The organism is Streptococcus sanguinis (genome assembly GCA_013378335.1).
GTDB classification, from domain to species: Bacteria; Bacillota; Bacilli; order Lactobacillales; family Streptococcaceae; genus Streptococcus; species Streptococcus sanguinis_I.
In genome coordinates, this window is the sequence record CP040556.1 from 1,443,454 (window position 1) to 1,462,096 (window position 18,643).

General features: G+C 45.2%; 10 protein-coding genes and 1 pseudogene. 1 reads left to right on the forward strand and 10 read right to left on the reverse strand.

The window, feature by feature from the left end; genetic code table 11:
* Nucleotides 1-257: 257 nt before the first annotated feature.
* Nucleotides 258-1,907 carry a fibronectin/fibrinogen-binding protein gene (locus tag FFV08_07560; GenBank protein QLB52471.1) on the forward strand — a complete coding sequence of 550 codons (1,650 nt, stop codon included), beginning with the start codon at nt 258-260 and terminating at the stop codon, nt 1,905-1,907.
* Between the two features lie 186 nt (nt 1,908-2,093).
* On the opposite strand, the pseudogene FFV08_07565 reads toward FFV08_07560, so the two are convergent.
* The 10 genes and pseudogenes from FFV08_07565 to FFV08_07610 all read right to left on the reverse strand — a co-directional run bounded on the left by FFV08_07565 (nt 2,094) and on the right by FFV08_07610 (nt 18,625).
* Nucleotides 2,094-9,247 (reverse strand): annotated as a pseudogene (locus FFV08_07565) (YSIRK-type signal peptide-containing protein).
* Nucleotides 9,248-9,419: 172 nt separating this feature from the next.
* Nucleotides 9,420-9,911 carry an NAD(P)H-dependent oxidoreductase gene (locus FFV08_07570; GenBank protein ID QLB52472.1) on the reverse strand — a complete coding sequence of 164 codons (492 nt, stop codon included), beginning with the start codon at nt 9,909-9,911 and terminating at the stop codon, nt 9,420-9,422.
* A 75-nt stretch (nt 9,912-9,986) separates the two neighbouring features.
* A complete protein-coding gene (gene budA, locus FFV08_07575; protein ID QLB52473.1) occupies nt 9,987-10,706 on the reverse strand; it encodes an acetolactate decarboxylase in 720 nt (239 codons plus the stop codon).
* Between the two features lie 150 nt (nt 10,707-10,856).
* Entirely contained in the window at nt 10,857-12,086 is a 1,230-nt protein-coding gene (locus tag FFV08_07580; GenBank protein ID QLB52474.1) for a tetratricopeptide repeat protein, read from the reverse strand.
* Nucleotides 12,073-13,251, reverse strand: coding sequence for an AI-2E family transporter (locus FFV08_07585; protein QLB52475.1), 1,179 nt, complete (start codon nt 13,249-13,251; stop codon nt 12,073-12,075). Before FFV08_07585 ends, FFV08_07580 begins: the two co-directional genes overlap by 14 nt.
* 169 nt (nt 13,252-13,420) lie before the next feature.
* The gene (locus tag FFV08_07590; GenBank protein QLB52476.1) at nt 13,421-14,794 is read right to left on the reverse strand and encodes a HAMP domain-containing histidine kinase; all 1,374 of its coding nucleotides are present in this window, start codon (nt 14,792-14,794) and stop codon (nt 13,421-13,423) included.
* The gene (locus FFV08_07595; protein ID QLB52477.1) at nt 14,791-15,447 is read right to left on the reverse strand and encodes a response regulator transcription factor; all 657 of its coding nucleotides are present in this window, start codon (nt 15,445-15,447) and stop codon (nt 14,791-14,793) included. The genes FFV08_07590 and FFV08_07595 overlap by 4 nt, the downstream gene beginning before the upstream one ends.
* 21 nt (nt 15,448-15,468) lie before the next feature.
* Nucleotides 15,469-16,686 (reverse strand): FtsX-like permease family protein, encoded by a 1,218-nt coding sequence (locus tag FFV08_07600; GenBank protein ID QLB52478.1) that lies wholly within the window; start codon nt 16,684-16,686, stop codon nt 15,469-15,471.
* Between the two features lie 12 nt (nt 16,687-16,698).
* Entirely contained in the window at nt 16,699-17,373 is a 675-nt protein-coding gene (locus FFV08_07605) for an ABC transporter ATP-binding protein (protein QLB52479.1), read from the reverse strand.
* Entirely contained in the window at nt 17,360-18,625 is a 1,266-nt protein-coding gene (locus FFV08_07610; protein ID QLB52480.1) for an efflux RND transporter periplasmic adaptor subunit, read from the reverse strand. Before FFV08_07610 ends, FFV08_07605 begins: the two co-directional genes overlap by 14 nt.
* Nucleotides 18,626-18,643 lie beyond the last annotated feature (18 nt).

An 18,643-nucleotide genomic window follows, 5' to 3' on the forward strand; every position in this document is an offset into this window, starting at 1 on the left:
ACATCTCGTACAAATCAAATAATATACCTTGCTTTCAAGTTATTTATGAATAATATACATTATACCACAATCTCCTCTTTTTCCATTCCTTTACATTATCACATTGCTGTAAAACTGTTCAAAAAATAATTAGGGTACATTATGATTATTTCTTTTAATATCTAGATCCCTTTCAAGAAATATTCATCAACTTTCTGGTCTATTTTCTGTGATATGATATAATGATAGAAGTTATTTCTATGAAAGAGAGAATATAGATGTCTTTCGACGGATTTTTTTTACACCACATGACAGAGGAGCTCCGCCGCGAATTGCTGGGTGGCCGCATTCAGAAGATTAATCAGCCCTTTGAACAGGAGCTGGTTTTACAGATTCGCAGCAACCGCCAAAGCCACAAGCTGCTCCTATCAGCCCACCCGGTCTTTGGGCGCGTCCAGCTGACAGATACCACGTTTGAAAATCCAGCTGTTCCCAACACCTTTATCATGGTGATGCGCAAATACCTGCAGGGCGCTGTCATTGAAGCAATCCAGCAAGTGGAGAATGACCGAATTTTAGAAATCAGCGTCTCCAATAAGAACGAAATTGGCGATAGCGTGGCTGTGACTCTGGTCATCGAAATCATGGGCAAGCACAGCAATATCATTCTCTTGGACAAGGCTAGCGGTAAGATTATTGAAGCCATTAAACACGTCGGATTTTCGCAAAATAGCTATCGAACCATCCTGCCGGGCTCAACTTATGTCGCACCGCCTCAGACTGGCAGTCTCAACCCTTTCACTGTAGGCGATGAAAAGCTCTTTGAAATCCTACATACTGAGAACATAGAGCCCAAACGCCTGCAGCAAATTTTTCAGGGATTGGGTCGGGATACGGCTACTGAACTCAGTGGCCGTCTGACAACTGACAAGCTCAAAACTTTCCGAGCCTTCTTTGCCAGTCCGACTCAGCCAAGCCTGACCGAAAAATCTTTCTCTGCTCTGCTATTTTCCGACAGTAAGGACCAAATATCCACGCTATCCGAGCTTTTAGACACTTTCTATAAGGACAAAGCAGAGCGCGATCGGGTCAACCAGCAGGCCAGCGAGCTCATCCGCCGAGTAGAAAATGAGTTGGAAAAGAACCGAAAAAAACTGGGCAAGCAAGAGGAAGAGCTACTAGCAACGGAGAATGCAGAAGAATTTCGCCAAAAAGGGGAACTCTTGACCACCTTTCTCCATCAGGTACCTAACGACCAAAATCAGGTAGAGCTAGACAATTACTACTCGGGTGAGAAGATTGTCATTGCCCTTGATAAGGCTCTGACGCCCAACCAAAATGCTCAGCGCTATTTTAAACGCTACCAGAAGCTCAAGGAAGCTGTCAAACACCTGACCAGCCTGATTGAGGAGACACGGACTACGATTCTCTACCTAGAGAGTGTGGAAACAGCCCTTGCTCAGGCCAGCCTGACTGAAATCGCGGAAATTCGGGAGGAACTCATCCAGACTGGCTTTATCCGCCGACGCCAGAGAGAGAAAATCCAGAAAAGGCAGAAACCGGAGAAATATCTGGCAACTGATGGCCAAACCATTATCCTGGTTGGCCGCAACAATCTACAAAATGACGAGCTGACGTTTAAGATAGCTAAGAAAGACGAGCTTTGGTTTCACGCCAAGGATATTCCAGGCAGTCATGTGGTCATCACAGGCAATCTTCAGCCCAGCGATGAAGTCAAGACTGACGCTGCCGAGCTAGCAGCCTACTTCTCCAAAGCCAGACTCTCAAATCTGGTTCAAGTGGACATGATTGAGACTAGAAAGCTCAACAAACCAACCGGTGGCAAACCAGGATTTGTAACCTATACAGGCCAGAAAACCCTGCGCGTCACACCAGATGAAGAGAAAATTAAAAGCATGAAGATGTAGACTTGTCTTTTTTGAAAATAGGTCATTCTTGGCAGCGAGACAGGCATTAGTAAACGGAAACATTCTGTTTCTCGCTATCACGCTAATTATGTGATACTAATAAAGAGGTAAAACTTACGTTCTACCTCTTTTTTGCGTTCTCGTGAAATTCCTCTTGTTCAAGAAGGAAATTTCTTCAATCTTGCCTTAGTCTTCAGACTTTTTCTTTCTCTTCTCTAATACAATCAGTCCCAAACCTGACACTCCCGCAAGTAAGCTTGCAGCTAAGTATGAGGTTTCTTCTGTACCAGTCTTAGGAAGAGCTATTGCACTCTCGCTCTTGGAAAGAGACGGTGGTGCAGGTGTAATCGTCCGCTCTGGCTGAACAGGATCTTCTGTCACAGTCGGAACGTAAACTGCTGAAATCGTCTGACCATTACGGTCTTTTCGAATCACTGTCACGCCGTCAGCTTGACCGACAAAGCCCGTTTCCGGTACAAAGGTCACAGTGCCATCTGGCGCAATCGTGTAGGTACCTTGGCCTGGAACAACCATTTCGGTGCTGCCATCCGCAAAGGTCGGTGCTACTGCCTGATCAATCGCCCCTTCAAAGGTTGGCATGCCCGTTTGAGCTTGGCCCTTGCGTCCACTAGATACACTGTCCTGACTGGTTGATGGTGCAACCACAGTCGGAATATAGCGAGCCGTCACTGAGGTACCATTCTTATCACGACGGACAAGGGTCACACCAGTACCCTGACCAAGGAAATCTGCTTCTGGAGTGAAAGTGACTGTACCGTCTGGTGCGATAGTATAGGTTCCCTGACCTGGAATGGTCTTTTCCTTACTTCCATCTTCGAAGATTGGTGCAATCGTCTCATCAATTGGCACCAATGGATCACCTGCTTCGAAGACAGGTTTGCCGGTTTGAACATGACCCTTGATATTCGTAGATGTCGCATCTTTACTAGTTGGGACTACTGCTTTCACTATTGCTTGATATTTGACAATAACAGGAGTTCCGTTAGCGTCTAAACGAATTAATCCCAGTTCTGGTGTTTCACCTTTGAACTGTTTATCTGGAGTAAAGGTTACCTTGCCATCTGCATCCACTTCGAACTTACCAATATTTGGTACTTCTTTAACTGCAGAACCATTATCAAAAAGTGGGGTTGAACCTGCTGGGAATGGAATTGAATCATGACCAGGCGTGAAGGTGACTTGGCCTTCTTGAACTTGGCCTTGCAGACCTTCTGTCTTGGAGCCAGTACCAGTCGGAGTTACTTTCATAAATTCTGGACTGTAGGTCGCTGTCACTGGTGTACCGTTCTTATCTACTCGTTTCACAGAGATTGGATCTGGCTTGCCTACGAATTGCTTCTCTGGTGTGAAGGTCACTGCACCATCTGGAGTAATGGTATAAGTTCCCTGACCTGGAATGGTCTTCTTCTTGCTTCCATCTGCAAAGGTTGGCTCAACAGTCTCATCAATTGGAACCAGTGGATCCGCAGCTTTGAAGGTTGGAGTGCCTGTTTGCGGGATACCTTGTGGACCGGTGCTCGTAACGGTGGTACCTGTCGGAGTTACTTCTTTCACTACCGCTTGGTACTTAACTGTAACAGGAGTGCCGTTGGCATCCACACGAATAATTCCTAGTTCTGGTGTTTCACCCTTGAACTGTTTGTCTGGAGTGAAGGTCACAATGCCATCTACATCCACTTCGAACTTACCGATATTTGGTACTTCTTTAATATTTTTTCCGTTACCAAAGAGCGGAGTCGAACCTGCTGGGAATGGAACTAATTCATGGCCTGGCGTGAAGGTGACATGACCTTTTTGAACCTGACCTTGTAATCCTTCTGTCTTGTCACCCGTACCTGTCGGGGTAACAGCAATCACAGTCGCTTGGTAGTTGGCTTTTGCTGCTGTACCGTTGATATCTGTACGGCTAAGTTCAACTTCTGTTGTCTTACCGACAAACGTTTTGACTGGTATGAAGGTAACATTCCCCTCTGCATCAACCTCGAACTTACCAACTTTGGCAATTTCTTTGACATTCGTGCCGGTATCAAAGACAGGTGTGCTGTCGGTTGGGAAGCCGACTTGCGGACTTCCTGCTTCAAAAGTAACCTTGCCTTTTTGAACTTGGCCTTGAAGCCCTTCTGTCTGAGCACCTGTCGCTCTTGGAGTCACTTTTTCAACCGTTGGCGTGTAATTGGCTGTCACTGGAGTGCCATTTTTGTCCACTCGCTTAACAACAACTGGATCTGGTGTGCCAACATATTGCTTATCTGGGGTAAAGGTGACAGAACCGTCTGGTGCCACTTCAAAGATACCGACATTTGGAACAACCTTGCGCTTGCTTCCGTCGTCGAAAGTAGCCGGAGTGTCATTATCCAGTGGTACTCCCGGAGTGCCGCTTACGAAGTTTGGCTTGCCTGTTTGTGGGCGGCCTTGCTCACCAGTGCTGGTAATATTTGTTCCCGTTGGAACCACTTCTTTCACTACTGCTTGGTATTTGACGGTAACAGGAGTGCCATTCACATCTGCTCGAATCAATGTCAGCTCAGGAGTAGTTCCCTTAAACTGCTTATCCGGTGTGAAAGTCACCTTGCCATTGGCATCCACTTCGAACTTACCAACATTCGGTACTTCTTTGACAGAAGAACCATTGTCAAATAGTGGAGTCGAACCAGTCGGGAATGGAACTGAATCATGACCAGGCGTGAAGGTAACTTGACCTTCTTGAACTTGGCCTTGAAGACCTTCTGTCTTGGTACCAGTACCTGTCGGAGTTACTTTCGTAAATTCTGGACTATAAGTCGCAGTCACTGGAGTGCCGTTCTTATCGACGCGTTTTACAGTGATTGGATCTGGGTTGCCTACAAATTGCTTCTCAGGAGTGAAGGTCACTGCGCCATCTGGAGTGATGGTGTAAGTTCCCTGGCCTGGAATAGTCTTTTTCTTACTGCCATCTGCGAAAGTTGGCTCGACTGCTTCATCAATCGGAACCAGTGGATCACCACCTTGGAAACTTGGGGTACCCGTTTGCGGAAGACCTTGAGGGCCTGTGCTAGTCACATTAGTTCCTGTTGGAGTTACTGATGTAACTGTCGCGATATAAGTGACTTTTGCTGCAATACCATTTGCATCTTTGCGAGAAATGCTAATTTCTGGCGTTTCACCTACAAAGCGCTTGTCTGGGGTGAAGGTGACATTGCCCTCCGCATCTACTTCAAACTTACCGACTTTGGCAATTTCTTTGACATTCGTACCCGTGTCAAAGACTGGCGTGCTATTGGCTGGGAATCCTACTTTTGGATCGCCAGCTTTAAAAGTTACACGGCCTTTTTGAACTTGGCCTTGCGGACCTTCTGTCTGATCTCCAGTTCCTGTCGGAGTCACAGCGGTCACAGTCGCCCGATATTTGCCTTAGCTACTGTACCGTTGACATCTGCACGGCTGAGTTCGACTTCTGGAGTTTTGCCTACAAAGATTTTGACTGGAGTAAAGGTGACATTACCCTCTCCGTCCACTTCGAACTTACCGATTTTGGCAATTTCTTTCACATTCGTGCCGGTATCAAAGACTGGCGTGCTGTTCTCTGGGAAACCAACCTGAGGACTTCCTGGTTCAAAAGTAACCTTGCCTTTTTGAACTTGACCTTGAGGGCCTTTTGTCTGAGCGCCTGTTGCTCTTGGGGTCACTTTCTCAACAGTAGGCGTGTACTTAGCCGTCACAGGAGTGCCATTCTTATCTACACGCTTAACTGTTACTGGGTCTGGTGTAGCAACAAATTGCTTGTCAGGTGTGAAAGTGACAGATCCATCTGGTGCTACTTCAAAGATACCGACATTTGGAACCACCTTGCGCTTGCTTCCATCATCGAAAGTCGCTGGAGTATCATTATCCATCGGTACATCTGGGTTGCCACTGACAAAGTTTGGCTTACCTGTCTGTGGACGGCCTTGTTTACCAGTGCTGGTGATGTTTGTCCCTGTTGGAGTTACAGCAGTGACTGTCGCCTTGTAGATAGCTGTAGCTGTGCTGCCATTCGTATCTGTACGAGTAATCCCGATATCTGGCGTAAGGCCTTTAAATTGTTTCTCTGGAGTAAAGGTTACATTTCCATCCTCATCCACTTCAAATTTACCAACAGTAGGCACTTCTTTAACAGTCGAACCATTGTCGAAGAGCGGAGTTGAGCCAGCTGGAAAGGCCACAGTTTGTGTTTGACCATTGACTTGCGCAGAACCTTCTGTAAAGCTGACTTTCCCTCGCTGAACTTGGCCTTGTATGCCACTGGTTTCAACATTCGTCGCACTTGGTGCTGCTGCTTTTACATCAGCCTGATAGGTAGCTGTTACTTCTGTTCCATTAACATCTACTCGCTTGACAGTCTCAGCCGCTGGACGTCCAGTATAAGTCGGTAGTGGAGTGAAGGTTACTAGGCCTTGATTATCCACCTGATAAGTCCCAACACCAGCAACTGTTTTAGTCTGGCTGCCATTATCAAAGGTTGGCAACTTCTTGCTATCAATAGGCACACGATTATTGCCTGGATTGAAGGTCAGCTGTCCTGTCTGAACTGCACCTTGAATGCCCTCACTGCTAGCACCTTGAGCAGATGGTCTAACAGGAGTCACATTTGGCTGATAAACAGCTTGATGCGGAATACCTTTGCCATCAATCATTTGAACAGACACAGGGTCAACAGTACCAACAAAGTTTTTGTTTGGTTTGAAAATAATCTTACCTGTTGAAGGCTCGACTTCAAAACGACCAACTTCCTGACCATTTGATAAAGCTGGAACTCTAGTATCATCTGTAGTCATTCCATCTGCTTTCACAAATTTTACAGGATTTGCTGTACTTGGACTTGCAGGAGTTTTGCCAGCATCACCATCATTAAAGACAGGCGTCTTTTCTTGCGTTAGTCCTTGAGCATCTGTTGTTTCATACTTAGGAACATTCAGCACGGTTGGTACATAACGTCCATCCATGGTGTTGAGCTGGTCATTGATGACTGGTTCAGCCTGATTTTTAGCAATCCAATCAGTACTTGCCCCGTTAGTATCAAAACGACGGATGTTAATCCCCTGAGCTGTGCCGATAAAGCCAGCCTTAGGCTCATATACCACATCTACATCAGCACCGTTGGCTGTTACTTTATAACGGCCTTCAGCAGTGTTGTACCAGCCTTCTGCATCTGCAGTCAGAACCTTTCCTCTCGCATCTAATACAATCGGAGCTTTAGTTGTGTCAATCGCTACTTTCTTGTTTTCAGTATTTTGAGCAATCCCCTGTGGAGTGAAATGAAGAGTGGCTGTCTGTCTCTGATCACGGATTCCAGTACTTTCCTTCTTCTCGCCTTTTGGTGGGTAAGTCAGTTCAACTTCTAAGTCTTCCACCTCACCACTAAATGCAGTTCCAGTAGGCTTTTCAATATCTCCCTTGTTCAAGGCAATACGAACTCGCATTCCCAGCTTGCTAAGTTCAGGATTGATCATGGCTGGGTTCTTCTTAAAGTTGACAGTATAATCTCCCGCAGTTGTTACTTCGGTAAATTCACTGGCTTCATCTTCGTCAAAGACACCATTATTATTGAAGTCAATCCAGGCGCGGACATAGGCTTTTTCGTATCCGTTAGCCGAAGCATGGATGCGGAGAGAATAATCTCCGTCGTGCAGACGGTTTACTGGAAAAAGACCATTGGTTTTCCCGACTAAATCATCAGACAAGAGCTGATTAATACCTTCATCGGCCAAGTCTGTATCATCATCATGTTTCCAGTTATTACCAGACGAGGTATCAATATCAGCCTCCACTCGCCCCAAGAATGGCTGTGGATTTTGACCGCCAGTTTCTGCATTGTATCTTGAAATAGCATGGATAGCTTTTCCATAGGAATCCGGTGCATCACCTTCATCGATTGCCATGAAACCAATCATCGCAGCCTGTTGACCAGAAGAAGCTATATAAATACCAACTTCTGAAGCACCACGAGTCATCACAAGTGGAATTGTATTATTTCTAGAAAGATTAGGTCCAAATACTTGACTTCCCAGTCCGCCAGTCTTTTGATCAGGACTGACATAGGCCTGCCAATGAACTCCAGTACCGTCATCTCCAATAAATTGGCCTTCTGTGGTAGGCTTCATTGGCTTATAGGTTTCTGTAATCTCAGTCGTCACACCATTTGCGTCTGTAACTGTACGCTTCCACTCAGCCAAATGTTCCCAACCCTTACCATTGGTTGTAAAGATAGCATACTCACCCGGATTAGCCTCTTCTCCATCAGCCATGACAACTGTTGCTTTAACTGGCTTCCCACGATATCTAGCTTCAACTTTGAACTTCACGCCATAGTTGGCTTCATCTTTAGGAACCTGCAGTTGGGTTTTACGCCCTTTGGTATCAATTCCCTCTGACTTAATAGCTGAGTATTGATTCTGAGCAGCACCAGTAATTTTAGGACGGTAATCATCACCATACCAATACTGATAAGCATAATTATTACTATTGTTATATTGAAGCCAAGTATTTTTTGCATTGGGATCATAACTACTTTCGTACTCAGTTCCCTTTACTCGATCACGATAGATCTCTGTCGCATAGAAAGGTTTCAATTCCGTCACGGTCAGTTTGACCACATAGCCCGGCGAAATCTCTTTTTCATATACCGTTCCAACTTTAAAGGAGCCATCTTTATCTAGATTTCTCAGTGATTTAGTATCACCAAAATCTAGCCAATTCACCTGCTTCATCAACTCATCAGAGCGTTTTCTTACAGATTCTTCCAGTGTTGGTTTAGAAACTGTAGGATTAGCTGTTGCATCTTGTATAGCAGAGCTCGCTTGGCCAGCAGGACTGGTAGTACGGAATGATGTTCCTGTCTCCATTGGCTGACCATTACGATCAGACCTAGGCATAGCCGCAGAACTTGGTTTTGGCGTATATTGTACTGAATAAGAGCGCGTCCGACTAGCTTCAGTAGGTCTTGCTTCATTAGAGGTCTCAGCTGTCTGATTAGCTTCTTGTGGCTTTTCAGCTGTCGCTTGCTCTGGAGCTGCAGCTGGGCTTACCAGCTGATTTTGTTCCGCACTTGCTTCTAAATTACCTGTTTCAGAAACAGCAGATGTTGCTGTATTCTCAAGAGCAGGCTGACTGACAGCTGACTCCGTCGGCTTTTCTGGCAGTGAGATATTATCATCTACAGATCCGCTGGCAGTTTCATCTGCATTGACTGTAGCCGCAGTACCTAAAAGGAAAACGGTAGATAATAATACCGAGCAAACTCCAACATTTAATTTTCGAATCGAAAATTTGTTTAAATGGGGGTTAAATAATTCTTTTCCCATAGAATCTCCTATATTAATATTTAATAGCAATAGGTATTATACACCATTTATATTTAGTTAGCTATGGATATGACCGTGGTTGAGGGGTATAGTGTCCAAAAATAGACACCTGAAAAAAAGACTCCATTTTTAGAGCAAAATAAAGAAGATCCGCAAACGAATCTTCTTACTTTTAACCTTCAGATAAAACCTTATCTAATTTTTCTTTCAGGGACGTTAATTCCCAACCGTCGATTTCTTTCAGTTCATGAGTAGTTACTGCCAGCCCCTCGTATTTGAGTCCGCAGTTCTGGCAAAAGCGGCTCATTACGTAGTCCAACATTTCAATTTCTTTGCTGGGCTGAGAACCTTGCAAGAGCAGGAACACCTTTTTGCCCTTGAGTGCTTCCTGCGGCTCATGCACATCAGCTACTCGGTCTAACAGAGTTTTTAGCAGACCCGAAAAAGACCACCAATAAATAGGACTGGTAAACACCAGTACATCGGCTTGGCTCAGCTGCTCATAGACTTGAAAAAACTGATCGTTTTCTGCTGACTGGCCATATTGCTCAATATGGTAGTCCACTAATTGAAGAGCCTCATAATCTCTATCTCGCAGAAAAAAGTGCCCCAGCTTAAAACTATTGCAATTCCTATTTGGGCTGGCGTTTACCAAATAAATCATAGCTTTTCTTCTCCTCTGTTCTTTTTCCAATTATATCAAAAAAAGAGGCAGCAAACAATGCTCACCCCTTCTATATTATTCCGACTGTTCAATATCCTTTTTCATCTCATCCATATTAAACTTAGCAAAGAGATACTTGCGATCCTGAACTGGAAAACGCTGATCCAGCTGATCTACAGCGCCCAACTCGACGACACCTTCCTTGATAACAAAGTCCATGACATGACCGCCAAAAGACAGATCATCCGATACAAAATGCAAATGATAGCCTGCCAGACTGACCCCTTGGAAAATCTCAGGCGTCCAGATACCAACGATGGTTCCAGTGATATTTTCCTTACAGTACTCAGGCTGATTGACCGCTACTTCTGCAAACTTCCGCTCCGTTGTAGACTTGGGAATCATCCGAACATGCATGCGGGCGAAATCACCATGAATCTTGATAGAGCGGAAAAGATTTTCCCCATCATAGTAAGACTCAATCCGCTTTTCCAGCTCCTTGTCATCCATCTCAAAGCGCTGACGGAAAATGACCTCTGCTTGGTGAGGAACCACTGCCGCATAAGGTACTGTCATATCCGGTGACACCTCAACCACTTCTGGCACTTCTCCAGATCCCTTTGCCTGATAAGCCTTGCCATCGAGAATAATGAGCTCGCCATCAATAGAGTCCAGCGTTCCCAAACCCAAATCTCCATACTGAAGCAGCTCCCCAACAGTCATACTGCCATCGTAAAGACCAGCCATCAAAGCTCCCAAAGTATTATATTGAAATAATTTGATTGGTTCTGCCATTCTTTTTCCTTAATCTTTCTCTTCCTAAAAATATTATTGCCTATCCAGCTAAGCTTAATTCATCCTTATTACATGTGCTTACTGAATTTCTACCGCCAATCATTATACCATAAATCGCGGGAAAGGGCTGAGCGATTGCTTCTTGAGCTCCTATAAGCTTTCATAAAGCTCCTGCATACTAGCATCATCAGGTACCAATATCAGGTAAGAAGCTGCAGCCCTTTTAGCTTCTTCGAATCGGCCTAGTTCACGTAAGAAATAAACATACTGCTCCAGAAACTCTGGATTGTTTTGCAGTTCATGAGCCAGTTGATTATAGAGTTCCTCTGCTTTTTCCAGATTTTCCAAAGCCTGATAAGCACGCGCCAGATTCCAGCGGGTCAAGGCATTGTCAATTTCCTGCTCTGCAAATTCTAAAATCTCCTCATAGCGCTCTTGCTCCAAATAAAGAGTCGTCAGTCGCAAGGCAATCTCTTCCAAATCATCCGCATCTTGCTGAGCTTGCAAGAGATAATGTTCAGCCGCTTCCTCATCATGAAGTTCATAAGAAAGCTGCGAGGCTAAAAGTAAGAGCCGAGTCTCAAAAGGATTCTTAGCCAAGCCCTGCTGGGCAAGAGTCAAGGCTTCATCCGTCCGATGCTCCGCATGAAGAGATAGGGCATAGCCATATTCGTAGCCTTCAAAATCCGGCGACAGCGTATCCAGTTGCTTGAAATAAAGATTGGCCTTCTGATATTCTTCCTGGTCCGCTAATATAGTTGCCAGCTCATAAACCGCAGCATCGTCATACTCCAGCTCAACTGCTTTCTCCAAAAACTCAATAGCCGCTGCAAATTTTCCAAGACTGGCATAGCAGACCCCAATCCGCTGATAGGTCGAGACACCTGTCTGCTCAAAGATTGTACGATTGTCTAGCTGAGCATATTCCCTAATCGCCTGAGAAAAATCCCCCAGCTCCAAATCTATCTCAGCCAGACCAAAGGTTACCAAAGGCTCATCAGTCAGCGTCGCTGCCTGAGCCAGTTTTTCACGAGCCACATCAGGAAGCCCCTCTAGCTGATAGAGGTCAGCCTTAGCCAAGAGAGCAGCAACATACCAGTCACTACCTGGCTGAATCTCCTCCAGATAGGCAAAAGCCTGCTCCAAGTCCCCATCGTCACTGGCAATAGCTGCCAGACTGATATAAGAAGCTGGATAGTCAGGAGCCAACTTTTCAAAAATACGCTTGGCCTGAGGGAAAAAGCCGATACTCTCTAGGTAATCGGCCAAATCCAATAATTCTTCTTCGCTGTCTGTAGTCAGGGCTTGCTCGAAATAGCGGTCAGCCAGAGCTAGGTCCTGCTCCTGTAAAGCTGCCAACATTTGCTCACTCTTGCTCACTGATTTCTCCTTCTTGTTCAAAATCGGCTTCGTAAAGGCCACTTACTTTCTGATACCACTTAAAGATGGCTGCAATAGCTACCTTGGCTGAAGCATAGGCAGGAATTCCCAGGAAAACGCCCCAAATGCCAAACATGGTACCAGAAGTCAATAATACGAATAAAATCGTAATCGGATGAATGCTGAGCTGACTGCCCAAGACCAGAGGAGAAACAAAACGCCCCTCGATAGTCTGCTCAATGATGAAAACGACAATGACCTTAGCCAGCATCACTGGACCGCCAGCAATCAAACCGATTGCCAGAGCCGGAAGCATAGCCAAAAAGCTGCCCAGATAAGGTACCAGATTGAGAACGCCGGCAATTACTCCAAGAGTGACTCCATAGCGCAGGCCAATAATCTTGAAGAAAACAATAAACATCAGAGCTACAATGATAGCAACCGTCACCTGACCTCGCACATAGTTAGCCAGCTGGCTGTTGATATCCGTCATCACTTGACCAAAGGAAGCGCGGAATTTAGTCGGCAGAAACTGGGTCACATAGCCTTTCAGATTTTTCCCGTCTCTCAGCAGGTAAAAAAGGATAAACGGCATGATGATAATAGCCACGATAATCTGCGAAGTTGTACTGATTAAGTTCCCCGCCCAACTAACTGCCCGCGATGAAAAATTGCTGGCCCAATCGGTAATCTGGCTAGACAGATTGCTAGTGTATTCTTCAATCTGCGGCCTAAAATCTTCCGAAATATGCTTGGTCACAACATCGTCGATGAACTTGTCAGCTTGCTTCAGATAAGCTGGAACATTTCTGACGAAGGCCATGACCTGATGCTGCAAGCTAGGAATGGCCACAGCCAAGCCCCAGATAATCAAAAAAGCAATTAAAACAAAGACTATGGTAATAGCAACCAGTCGATTAATCTTGTGCTTTTCCATCCAGTCGACAATGGGATTTAACAGATAATAAAGCAGGCCAGCTAAAATAACCGGCAGCATGATTACTCCCAAAAATTCAATGACTGGGTTAAAAATAAAACTGATTTTACTAAGTATAAAAATATTCAGTCCCATCAAAAGGGTCACTAGAAATACTGTAATGGCCTTGTTATCCAAAAACCATTTAAAAAACCAGGATAGGCTAAAATCTTTTTCTTTGTGCTCCATATTCTCCTCCTTTATCTCGTCATTTCATTGTAACATTTTTCAGAGAAAAATTCTCAGCTCAGCTATAGGGAAAAGCAAAAAAGAGAGGAGCCAGAAGACTTGTATTTTTCGCAAAATACAGCTTCTGACTTCTCTCTTCGGCTCCTGCAGGACCGGCTAGAATGCAAGACTATTTTTCAACAGTCGGCAGAGAAATGCTAAAGCGCATCTTCCGCCCATCAACGGCTTCAAACTGGTAACGCAGACCATGCTTATCCAAAATTTGCTGAACGATAAAGAGTCCCAGACCAGTCCCACCATCCTTGCGATTGCGGCTGTAGTCTGGTCGGTAGAAAGGCTGAAAAATCTGCTGGATTTGGTCTTTGTTTAAGACTCGTTCTGCTTCATTTTCGATGACTAGCTTACGCTCTTCCAGCCTAAGTAGAATCTGTCCACCTTCTACTGTATAATGAAAGGCATTATCTAGAAGATTTTTGATAGCCTTGAGAAGATAGGTGCGGTTACCCTTGACCTTGGCTTCTGCGAGCTCAACCTGAAAATGATAGTGTCTGACATCTGCTAAAACTCGATAGGTGCTCAGATTTTCCTCCAAGACCTGCTTGAGTGAAAAGACTTCTTGTTCGGTTTCAGTCTTCATCTCCAGTTTAGAAATGGCTAAGATAGACTGGACTAACTCCGACTGCTCCTCTAGGATTTCTCGGCACTTCTGCAAGTACTTGTCTCGATCCTTGAACTCTCCTACTCCATAAATCATGCCATCAACCATCCCCATCATGCTGGTAATGGGGGTCTTGAGCTCATGCGATGTCATCCGCAAAAACTCAGCCTTTTCCCGCTCGCTTTCTGCTACCTTTTCATTTTCTAGGCGCAGAGCCTCAATACTGGTCAGTAGATTAGCATAGAGATGATTGATATCTTGGGCCAGTTCAGCAATCTCATCACGCCCCTTGACCTGACAGGTCACATCTGGAGCCAGACTCGTCATTTGACGGGTGCTCTTAGAGATGGCTTTGATCCGCTGACTGGAAGTCCGGCTGTAGAGATAAGCTGCCAGACCACCCAGACTCAGAGATACAAGCAAGACAAATGGATAGAGATTGAGCAAAATCCGACTAGCATCAGAAACCGGCTGTAAGGAATATTCGCCTCTCAGGACAACTTCTTTACCATCTGAAGTCCGAAAACTTTCTGATAAACTCTTGCTCTCATAGTCGCTGTTGGCAATCGTTGGAACGATGGTCAGCTGCAGAGAACTTTCATCGCCAGCTTCGAGTGAGGGATAGAGAATCGTATTGTCTTTCGCCAGCAAGGTAAACCAAATCAGATTGCTCTTTTTACTATAATCACTCAAGAGCTCGCCAATTTGCTGACTTGACTTTCCCTTGACTTGCTTGGAAACTTGGTCAAACTCCCGCTTGGCTTCTCCGCTCTTAACCTGCTGATAATACACCGGCATGGCAAAGTAAAGACTGGCTAGAACGATAGTCACCACCACGAAAATGATGGACGAGGTCAAGAGAAAGTTCTTTTTGACAATTTTCACTTGTCTTCTCCTCCAAGCTGATAGCCCATACCCGTAATGGTTTTCAGCGGCACACCCGGAATCTTTTTACGGATATTCTTGATATGATTATCCAGTACCCGGCTATCCAGCTCGCTGTAGCCCCAAATGGTATTCATCAGCTGATCACGGGTCACCAGGTGGCCCTTCCTCTTAGCCAGAGTCTGCAAGATTTCATATTCTTTCTTGGTCAGAGGCATTTTCTCGCCCTGCCAGTAAACCGTGCAGTCATCAATCGAAACCGTCAAATCTCCAACAGCAATCTCTGAAGCAACAGTATTTCTGCGCAGAATATTCTCAATCCGTTTGACCAAGATTAGCGGTGAAAAAGGCTTGGTTACATAATCACTGATGAGGTGGTTAAAGCTGACCAGCTGGGTATACTCGTCATCCAGAGCGGTCAAAATCATGACCGGAATCTGAGAAGTCTTGCGAATTTCCTTCAGCACTTCCAGACCGCTCTTGGTTGGCAGCATCATATCTAAGATGACCAGATCAAAGGGTTCTTCTTCAAAAGCCTGCAAAGCATCGCCTCCGTCAAATACTGGCCTCACCTCATACTGACTTTCCTTTAAAAACTCGCAAATCACTTGATTAATCGTCGTATCATCTTCCACCACTAGAATCTTGTGCATACTTAGATTTTTCTCCTTTACCTATTCAAATCGCAGGGCTTCGATCGGATCCAGCTTGGATGCTTTCACAGCTGGCAGTAGCCCAAATACTACTCCTATTATACAACAAAAGAGCAAACTTACAAAGACAGAAAAGAGGGATAGAATATACGGATAGGCTAGAGACTGGGTGATGGCAAAGCCCGAGGCGATACCAGCCACCACGCCAATAATTCCTCCCATCAGGGTCAGGATGACTGCCTCAATCAGGAACTGCTTGAGAATGATCTTCCGTCTAGCCCCCAGAGCCTTTTTAATTCCGATTTCACGAGTCCGCTCTGTCACTGAAACCAGCATGATATTCATAACACCGATACCTCCTACTAGGAGGGAGATGCTGGCAATACCTGCTAGCAAGACGAAGTTAGACTTGTTGAGATTGTCCAGTTGCCGTTCAAATTCCTGCAGGTTGAGCACACCAAACATATAGTCCGACGGTGGCATTTGCTCATTGAGATAATCACTGACCTTCTTGGCAACCTTCTTCAAATCATCGGCCTTGTGGGTTTGGACAGTCACTTCAGGACTGACATTAATGGTATCAAAAATCCGATGCCACTGCTGCAGGGGAATATAGGCTACCTTTTCCGCACCTGCTGTTAAGCCACTCTGCTCAGTTGACTCAAATACGCCAATAACCTTAAAGGGATTGCCCAAGACTTCAACATATTTGCCGATGCCATCACCCTTTGGAAAAAGACTATCATAAAGCGACTTTTCCAGATAGGTCACCTGCTCTTGATTTTTAAAGGCTTCTGAGTCAAATCCTTCACCTTCTAGCAGACGTTGCTGCTTGATGTCAGCAGCTGTTTGCGAAACAGCCTGAATCTTCCCAGATGACTTTTGGCTCAGGTAGTAAATCTTCTCATCTGTACCATAGGTCAGCAGAGCATTCTTGACCCCGGAGATTTCCTTAATCTTGCTTAATACATCCTCTCCCATAAAGGGAATATAAGAAGGTTTCTGAGCTTGAGATTTCTCTGGAATGGTTGGATCGATGGCGCTTTTCTTGTCATAGACGACCTTGATTGTGTTATTGTTGCCGCCGATGAGCTGACGCTTGGTATTTTCCGTATTTCCCTCAATGATAGAAAAGATAGCGATGATAGCGCCTATCCCGATGATAATCCCCAACATGGTCAGCATAGAGCGCATTTTATGCGACAAGATTGAATTCAGAGCTACAAAAATATCTTCCATACAGCTTCCTTTCTATCCTATCGCTTTGCTCTCTATATTACCGTCCCGCAGGATAACCGTCTGCTTGCAGAGTTGGGCTACTTCCGGCTCATGGGTAATGATGACAATGGTCTTACCCTCATCATTAAACTGCTTAAAGAGGTCCATAATCTGCACACTGGTCTTGGTATCCAGGGCCCCCGTTGGTTCGTCACCAAGGATGAAGCTGGGATTGGTTACCAAGGCTCGCGCAATGGCTACCCGCTGCTTTTGACCACCAGACAGCTCCATAGGCTTGAAATCGCTTCTTTCTTCCAGTCCGACCAAGCGCAGCATTTCTAGAGCCCGTTCCCGTCTCTCTTTTTTAGGAATTTTCATGTAAGTCAGAGGCAGTTCTACATTTTGACAGGCCGTCAGCTTGGGCATGAGGTTGAAATTTTGAAAAACAAAGCCAATCTTCTGATTGCGTAGATCGGACAGCTGATTGTCGGACAGCTCAGACACATCGGTCCCTTCAATATGATAAGTCCCTGAACTTGCCTTATCCAGACAGCCGATAATGTTCATCAGAGTGGACTTACCAGATCCAGACGGTCCCATGATAGCTAGAAAATCCCCCTCTTTCACATGCAGATCAATTCCTTTTAAAATTGGAAATTCCTGACTGCCCTGCTGATAAGATTTGTGGATATCCTTAAGCTTTAACATGCTGTCCTACCTCCATCCCTTCTTCCATACCTGCTCTCGGGGTTGAAATGGTATCCTGCATAGTCAAACCTTCTGTAATCTCTACCAAACGGTCAGACACTTTCTTGGTCTTGACTTCATGCATTTTCAGAGTCTTACCCTCTACCTTCCAGACATAGGTCTTGCCATTTTTACTGAAAGTATAAGCTTTATTGACGACTACCTTTCCTGCCTCGGGAGCATTCTCCACGATGTTGACATAGGAATGGGAGCCCACCAGTGGCATTTCACCACCTTGATCCAGCTCAACAGTATAAGGATACTTACCTTGGTTGGGATTTTCCTGTTGCTTATTCCCACCATTATTATTGGAAGTATTTTCTGCTGTCAGGCTGCCGACCTGAGTTACTGTACCACTCCAGCGTTTCTTAGGATCCTTGCGATCCACCACTTCCACTTTCTGGCCAACACTCAGCTTCTCACGGTCAAATTCACTGACAGTCCCTTTGACCAGAGTTTTGGACTTGTCCATAATCTCAATAAAGTTTTCTTCTTCCTTTTTGGCCTTGGATTGATTGGGTAAATCTTCATTCATAGAAGTAATCGTTCCTGCTGTATCTGCAGTCACAGTATCATACTTCATCCGGTCTGATTCTGTCTGAGCTGTCACCTGAGCCTTTTCAGCCTCAATCTGAGCTGTCGTTACTTCATTATCCGCAGTCTTAGCATCGCTCAGCGCCTGAGCCAGCTCGTCTTCAGCAGACTTAATCTGCTCCAGCAGCGACTCATCCTGACTGGAATTGTATTTGTCCTTGAGAGCATTGAGATTGGCCAACTTGCGATTATAGGTTTCCCATTTAATCGCAGCGCTGTTTTGAGCGGCTGTGATGCCATTAGCCTTGGACTGGGCATCATATTGAGCCGACTGGGCTGTCAACTGCTGCTCTGTCACATAGGAAAAGAGCGGCTGCCCCTGTGTAACGGTATCGCCATTTTTGACAAATACTTCCTTGACTTCCCCCTTAGAAGGGTCAATCTTGACCTTACTGCTATTGTTGGCAACTACTTCCCCAGATAAAACCAGGCTTGTTTTTTTACTGTTGTTGACAGCTTCTTGGACTGTCAGCGAATCAATCGTCTTATCTACCATTTTCATGGCCTGTTGTTGATTGATCTGTCTAAAATACAGATAGCCTCCCAGCCCAGCACAAGCGAGAATGACCGTGCTGCCCAATAGAATGGTCTTACGATTCATTTTTTTTCTTCGAAACATATTGCCTCCAACCTACAT